The sequence below is a fragment of the Caldovatus sediminis genome (assembly GCF_014644455.1).
GTDB lineage: Bacteria > Pseudomonadota > Alphaproteobacteria > Acetobacterales > Acetobacteraceae > Caldovatus > Caldovatus sediminis.
Map to the genome: position 1 here is coordinate 1 of NZ_BMKS01000031.1, position 6,728 is coordinate 6,728.

9 protein-coding genes are annotated in these 6,728 nt (G+C 71.4%); all 9 read left to right on the forward strand.

All coding sequences use genetic code 11. The features are described 5' to 3' along the window. The first annotated feature begins 371 nt into the window (after nt 1-371). The 9 genes from IEX99_RS22040 to IEX99_RS22080 all read left to right on the forward strand — a co-directional run bounded on the left by IEX99_RS22040 (nt 372) and on the right by IEX99_RS22080 (nt 6,703). Complete coding sequence (locus IEX99_RS22040) at nt 372-1,835, forward strand: tyrosine-type recombinase/integrase (protein ID WP_268237535.1); 1,464 nt, start codon at nt 372-374, stop codon at nt 1,833-1,835. 257 nt (nt 1,836-2,092) lie between these two features. Then, a complete protein-coding gene (locus IEX99_RS22870; protein ID WP_188904367.1) occupies nt 2,093-2,386 on the forward strand; it encodes a helix-turn-helix transcriptional regulator in 294 nt (97 codons plus the stop codon). Nucleotides 2,387-2,593: 207 nt separating this feature from the next. Then, nucleotides 2,594-2,770: a hypothetical protein gene (locus IEX99_RS22050; protein ID WP_188904369.1), complete on the forward strand. Its 177-nt coding sequence runs from the start codon at nt 2,594-2,596 to the stop codon at nt 2,768-2,770. A 159-nt stretch (nt 2,771-2,929) separates the two neighbouring features. Continuing rightward, on the forward strand, nt 2,930-4,228 hold the full coding sequence (locus tag IEX99_RS22055; protein WP_229678221.1) for a tyrosine-type recombinase/integrase: 1,299 nt from the start codon (nt 2,930-2,932) through the stop codon (nt 4,226-4,228). A 258-nt stretch (nt 4,229-4,486) separates the two neighbouring features. After that, nucleotides 4,487-4,762 (forward strand): type II toxin-antitoxin system RelE/ParE family toxin, encoded by a 276-nt coding sequence (locus IEX99_RS22060; protein WP_188904374.1) that lies wholly within the window; start codon nt 4,487-4,489, stop codon nt 4,760-4,762. Nucleotides 4,763-4,775: 13 nt separating this feature from the next. Continuing rightward, nucleotides 4,776-5,099, forward strand: a complete 324-nt coding sequence (locus IEX99_RS22065) for a HigA family addiction module antitoxin (protein WP_188904376.1) — start codon at nt 4,776-4,778, stop codon at nt 5,097-5,099. A 137-nt stretch (nt 5,100-5,236) separates the two neighbouring features. Then, nucleotides 5,237-5,914, forward strand: a complete 678-nt coding sequence (locus IEX99_RS22070; RefSeq protein WP_188904378.1) for a hypothetical protein — start codon at nt 5,237-5,239, stop codon at nt 5,912-5,914. Between the two features lie 86 nt (nt 5,915-6,000). Then, nucleotides 6,001-6,255 (forward strand): DNA-binding protein, encoded by a 255-nt coding sequence (locus IEX99_RS22075; protein ID WP_188904380.1) that lies wholly within the window; start codon nt 6,001-6,003, stop codon nt 6,253-6,255. A 226-nt stretch (nt 6,256-6,481) separates the two neighbouring features. Beyond that, on the forward strand, nt 6,482-6,703 hold the full coding sequence (locus IEX99_RS22080; RefSeq protein ID WP_188904382.1) for a hypothetical protein: 222 nt from the start codon (nt 6,482-6,484) through the stop codon (nt 6,701-6,703). Nucleotides 6,704-6,728 lie beyond the last annotated feature (25 nt).

Consider the following 6,728-nt stretch of genomic DNA (forward strand, 5'->3'; position numbering starts at 1 on the left):
TGCAGGTCTCGACAACCCAACCCTACCGAGAATCACCGCGGTGGCCGCCCGGGGCGCTCCGCTCCACCAGGGGCTTCGCTACGCGCCCCGGGCTCTGACCCTCCTACACCACCACACGGGACGCCACCGGCCATGATCGCGTCGCCAGGGACGCGCCGTTGCTCCGCGCCTCGCTCATCGCTGATTCTCGAACGGACCCTCACCGCCAACCGTCCCGGGCAGCGGGGCGACTTCGCTTCCGAAGCCCGCAACGTCAAACCACCCCTGGGCCCTACGAGGGCGAGAGGATGTCGAAACGCCGGAACGCCGAGGAAAAACGGAATGGTGCCCAGGGGCGGAATCGAACCACCGACACTGCGATTTTCAGTCGCATGCTCTACCAACGAGATGGTGGGACGGTCGGGTCCGCAGCGCGCGAAGCAGACCCTAATGCGCTGATATCACTGGACGGCACTGCGACAGGTCGCCAAGGAGCGGAGACCCCTGGTCGGGGGTGCTTGGGTCCGCAGAGGGTCCGCGAAGGGTCCGCAGCCGAGGGCACCAAGACGCAGCGCGTCCGCCTTTCGGATCGCGTCGTGCAGGCGGTGACGTGCCCACCGGGGCGCCGGGACATGTTGGTGTTCGACGCCGACCTCGCTGGCTTCGGGCTGCGCGTCACGGCCAGGGGCACCAAGACCTTCCTGTTCCAGTACAACGCCGGGCCGCACGTGAAGCGGCGGGTCGTGATCGGCACCTTTGGCGCGGAGATGACGACGGCCCAGGCCCGGAAGCAGGCGGAGGTGTTGCGCGGGCAGGTCCGCGAGAGCCGTGACCCCGTCGCCGAGCGGCGGGCAGCACGGGCGGCAGCCCTGGAAGCCGAGGCACGGGCGAAGGCCGCCGAGGCGGCGGCCCGCTACACCGTGACGGCCATGATCGACCAGTGGGCGGAGCACCACCTGTCGCAGCGCTCAGCAAGCTATCGACGACGGGTGCCTCGCGAGTTGAAGGCCGCCTTGTCCGACTGGAAGGCCGTCCCTGCGGCGAGCTTCGCGCATGCCGACGCGGTGCGGGTGCTGGATGCGGTGAAGGCGGTGCGTGGGCCTGTGGCGACGAACCGGCTGCGCGCCGTGGCGCGGGCTTGCTGGGGCTGGGCGGTGAAGCGCGGTGCTATGGAGCGCAATCCGTGGGAGGTGACACCGCAGCCCGCCAGGGAGGTGGCGCGAGAGCGGGTGCTGAGCGACGCCGAGCTTGCCGCCATCTGGCACGCAGCCGGAAGGCTGGGGGCGCCCTGGACGGCGATCCTGCGGCTGCTGATCCTCACCGGCCAGCGGCGCGGCGAGGTGGCCGGCATGCGCTGGGCAGAGGTGGACCTTGAGGCGGGAGTATGGAGCCTGCCGGGGGACCGGACCAAGAACCGCCGCCCGCATGACGTGCCGCTGTCCGCCGAGGCCGTCGGGATCATCCGGGCCGTGAGGCGCCGCAAGGCGGACCGGCTGGTGTTCGAGGGCGTGAACGGGAACCCGCCATCTGGCTTCGGCAAGATGAAGGCGCGGCTCGACGCAGCGCTCGCCGACGCGGCCAGGCAGGGCGGCCCGGAGGTCGCGCCGTGGACCTTGCACGATCTGCGCAGGACCGTCGCCACCGGCCTGCAACGCCTCGGCGTGCGGCTGGAGGTGATCGAGGCCGTGCTGAACCACGTCAGCGGCAGCCGGGCGGGCATCGTCGGCGTCTATCAGCGCCACGGCTGGGCGCGGGAGAAGGCCGAGGCGCTACGCGGCTGGGCCGCGCACGTCATGCGCTACGTGGACGGCGGTGCAGCAGTCAGCAACGTAGTGCCGCTGCGGAAGGCGAGGTGATCCGACGGTGTGTAGTCGGAGGGCAGGCTGGCGCTGCCCTCTGTGGCCATCCGCGAAACCTCACGAAAACGTGATTCAGGCCGGTCGGTCAGACGCCAGAAGTTTACGCGGCCACTCAAAGCCTAGTGAAAGGCCGCATTCCGGCGGATCGCAATAGTCCGGCTTATAATCTGCCCGCATGCGTTAAGACAACAACGGTTCACATCGGCTCACGGCGCGCCTATATGCTTCGCATCACAGAATAGGTATCCGCCAACATGCTTACACAAGATCGCTTCCTTCGTTGGCCAGAGGTCGAGCGGCGCGTCGGGTGCAGTAAGTCGAAGGTCAGGAAGTTGGAAGCAGCGGGGGAGTTCCCGCGCCGCGTCACACTCGGCCCGCGAGCCGTGGGATGGCTCGAAAGCGAAATCAACCAATGGATCGCGAAGCGGGCCGCAGAGCGCGATGATGTCGAGGCCGTCGCCGCAACCAAGCTGAAGCGGACCCCACGGAAGGCCCCTACGGAAGGCGTCCTGCTGCCCGAGTTCCGGGGCGAGCACCCAGTCCCCTGAAACAAGTCGCCCCGCAACACCCAGGCCGGGGTGCGCGGGGCGTTCTGAAGGGTATCCGTGGTGATGAATATATACACAAAGCCGGTTGTTTCAACAAGTGAGGACGCGTCCGGCGTCCCGTGCCCCACAGGCACGTCGCCGCGTCCGACCGCACTGGAGGTCCGGGCGGAGAACATCCCCGCCGCGCTCAGGAAGCGGCCCGCCTGGATGTGCTGGGGCTACCGGCCGCGCGACAGCCGATGGACCAAGGTGCCGTTTCAGCCGAGTGGCCGCGCCGCGTCGCCCACCAATCCCGCGACGTGGTCCAGCTTCGACGCCGTGATGGCGGCCTATCGGAGCGGCAGGTTCGACGGCATCGGCATTGCCCTGGACGGGCAAAAATAGGGCGTTGCGCCGGGTTGCGGCGCGCTGCACATGGTCATCTAAGACTTTGAAAATCCATTGCATTGCAGCGCTGCGCCGCTGCGCTTCGTTGTGCGGATTTGCGCCAATCTGCTACCTATGTGCTACCTAGGTGCTACCTAGCGAGCGGGGCTGGTCGGCATGGCGCGGGTGCGGCGGCGCATCGGATTGCGCGAAGTCAGGGCATTGCCGCCGGGGGGCGAGATTTACGACTCGGCCGTGCCCGGCTTCGGCGCCCGGCGCCAGAAAGGCGCAGCGGTGTCCTATTTCGTCCTCTACCGCACGCGCGAGGGCCGCAGTCGCCGCTACACCATCGGCAAGCACGGCGCGCCCTGGACGCCCGAGCAGGCGCGGGAGCAGGCGCTGGCCATCCTGGCCGCGGCGCGCGTGGAAGGCGGCGACCCCGCCGCCGAGAAGCGGGAGAAGCGGCAGGCCGCCACCGTCGCGGACCTCTGCGACCTCTACCTCGCCGACGCCGAGGCCGGGCGGCTGCTGACGCGCCGCGGCGTGGCGAAGAAGGCTTCCACCCTCGCCACCGACCGCAGCCGGATAGAGCGCCACATCAAGCCGCTGCTCGGCGCGATGAAGGTCCCCGCCGTGACCCGCGCCGATGTGGAGCGGTTCATGCACGACGTGGCCGAGGGCGGGACGGCGCGGCGCGTGAAGCTGGCGAAGAAGCGGGCGCTCTCCAACGTCCGCGGCGGCAAGGGCGCCGCCTCCCGGACGGTCGGGCTGCTCGGCGCGATCTTCGCCTATGCCGAGCGCAAGCGGATGATCCCGGGGAACCCGGTGCGTGGCGTGATCCGCTTTGCTGACGGCAAGCGCGAGCGCCGCCTGTCCGACGCCGAATATGCGGCGCTCGGCCGCGGGCTGGCGCTGGCGGAGGAAGCGCGCATGTGGCCCGCCGCCGTCGCCGCGGCCCGCTTCCTCGCGCTCACCGGATGGCGGAGCGGCGAGGCGCTGACGCTGCGGTGGGGCATGGTGGACCTCGCCAGGCGCACCGCCCGCCTGCCGGACACCAAGACGGGCGAGAGCCTCCGCCCGCTCTCTGCCGCCGCCTGCGATGTGCTGCGGGCGCAGGGGCCGGGCGCGGCGGATGCGCTGGTGTTCCCGCCTTCGCGCGGTGACGGGACGATGAGCGGCTTCCCTTCCCTGTTCGCGCGCATCGCCAAGGCGGGCGGGCTGCCGGCGGACGTGACGCCGCATGTCCTGCGGCATTCCTTCGCGAGCCTTGCCAACGACCTCGGGTATTCCGAGGCGACCATCGGAATGCTGATCGGGCACAAGGGCGCCGGCGGCACGACGCGCGGCTACATCCACCATGGCGACGCGCTCACCGTCGCCGCCGACCGCATCGCCGCGACGATCCTGCGGAAGCTGGCGGGCGAGGGGGCCGCGGCGGTGGTGGAGGGGCCGGGGGCGCAGCGCACCGCCGGGTGACGGACACGCATCATGATCCCGCGCGTCGGGACGCCGAAGGCATAGGAGGCATAGGAGGCATAGGGGGGCAGTGGGCGAGGCGCCGGCCGGAGCAAGTGCAGGCGAAGGCCGCGAGCCCGGGGCCGGCCCCGTGTTGCCGCTCCGCCCGGCGGCCGTTGCGGGCTGGCGTCCCGGCGCCGATAGCGCTGAGAGGGCGCCGCGGGCGGATGTAAGGCAAGGCTTGACAGTGTAAGCCATTGCCTTACATCATGGCCGGCCGTGATCCGCAGCTTCCGCCACAAGGGCCTGCGCGACCTGTTCGCGGGGGATGACCCGTCCGGGGTGCGGCCGGACCTTGTGGCGCGCTGCCGCCGCATCCTGGCCGCGCTGCACGCGGCGCGGCGCCCGGAGGACCTGAACCTCCCCGGCTGGCGCCTGCATCCGCTGCGCGGCCGGCCGCGGCGGTGGGCGGTGGCGGTGAACGGCCCATGGCGCGTCACCTTCGAGTGGCAGGACGGCGACGCGCTGGGGGTGGACCTGGAGCAATACCATTAGGGAGGCCGCGACGATGCCGAGGGAATACGCGGTGAAGGCCCCGCCCCGGATGCGCCCCGTGCACCCCGGCGCGGTGCTGCGGGAGGACGTGCTGCCCGCGCTCGGCGTGAGCGTGGCGGCGGCGGCGCGGGAGCTTGGCATCTCGCGCCAGACCTTGCACGCGATCCTCGCCGAGCGCGCGCCGGTGACGCCGGAGATGGCGGTGCGGCTGGGCAAGTGGTGCGGCAACGGGCCGCATCTGTGGCTGGCCTTGCAGCGCGACCACGATCTCGCCGAGGCCGCGGCACGGCTGGCCGCGACGGTGGCCGCGATCCCGACGCGCAAGGAAGCGGCGTGAACTGCCGGGCTGCGAATCGGCGGGGCTAGGAGTCGCGACCGAACGCCCGGACTCCGACCGGGCTGCCCCGCCGACCACCCTTCGGAGACGCGCATCGGAGGCGCGGCATGTCATCTATACCGAGCACGTTCCCGGACGTGCTGCGCCCTGCCGTGCCGGCGGACGCGACCGCAACCGAGGCCGCGCTGTTCGCCGTGCCCGACCTCGCGCTGTTCTGGGAGGCGCTGGCCGCCCATGTGCTCGCGCTTGAGCGCGAAGGCTGGAGCCGACTGAGCGCCGCGGCCATGCTGCTCGGCGCGGTGCTGACGCCGCTGCGGATGGGCTATGACGCGCATGGCACGCTGCCGCGGGCGGTGCGCCGCTGCACGAGCATGGCGCGGCGCGCGAAGGCCGCCGCCATGGCGCGCAAGCTGGCCGACATGCTGGATGAAATCAGCCGCGAGCCGCTGCCGCCCTGCGCAGTGGTGGCGGTGGCCGCGCTGCTGCATCCGCGGCTGATTGCGCGAGACGCGCCGCGCTATTTTCAGGCAGAGCCGACGGCCGAGATGCTGCGCCGCCTTGCCGCCGCGCTTGAGGAGCCGCCGCGCTTCGCGGACGTGCCAGGGCTCGCGTCGCAAAAGCCGAGCTGGCGTGGCTTCATTCGCGCGGTTCGCGCGACCCTCGCCGACTTGGGCTTCAAGCTGCGCGAGCGCGACGCGGTGGTGCTGACTCAGGCCGTGTGCCGCGCTGCAGGCTTTGCGGCGCCGCCGAGCCGCGACGCGGTGCGCGACGCACTGCGATGGGAGGATTGCGACGACAAAACGGCGCCCGAATAACCCGGTGCAGGCCGCCGGCGCATGTGAACATAGGGAGCCATCGCAAACGCGCGCCACGGCGCGCAAGTGATGGAGGCTCTCAATCCATGGCGGCCATTCCCGGCAATCCGGCCGCGCTGCTGACGCGCGAGCAAACGGCCGCGGCGCTGACCGCGCTCGGCTACAAGGTTTCGCCCAAGACCCTCAGCACCAAGGCGACGCGCGGCGGCGGTCCGCCCTACAGCCTGTTTTGCGGCCGGGCGCTGTATCGCTGGCAAGACGCGCTCGACTGGGCGCGCACCCGGACGACGCCTCCCCGGCGCAGCACGTCCGAGGCGGACGCGCAGCGGAGCGCCGCCTGATGCGCGCCGCGAGGTTCCTGCCGCTGGCCGAGCCGGTCGCGCTGCTGCTGCTGGCGGCGGCGCTGCGCCTGCCGGCGCTCTCCACCCCCTGACACGAAACCGCCCGGCGCATGGGGCACCGGGCGGGGAAGCGATGCGGCACTACTATGAACAGCGCAAGCATAGCGCACCGCCCGCCTTCCGCGCCACCGCCCCGAGCGCCGCGCATCCTCGGAAGGATCGCGACATGCGCGACGATGGACAGAACCCGAACCGCGGCGGCGCGATGCTGCCCGCCTGCAAGCTCTACGCCCGGACCTCCGGGAAGGGCACGTCCTACCTGATGGGCCGCCTTGGCGGGCTGCGCGTGCTGGTGCTGCCGAAGCGCGAGGCCGAGGCCGGCGACCATACGCATACGCTGCTGCTGGCCGAGGCGCCGCAGCGCGGGGAGGGCGGCCGCGATGCGTGACGCGAGCATGACTGCCGCCGCCGCG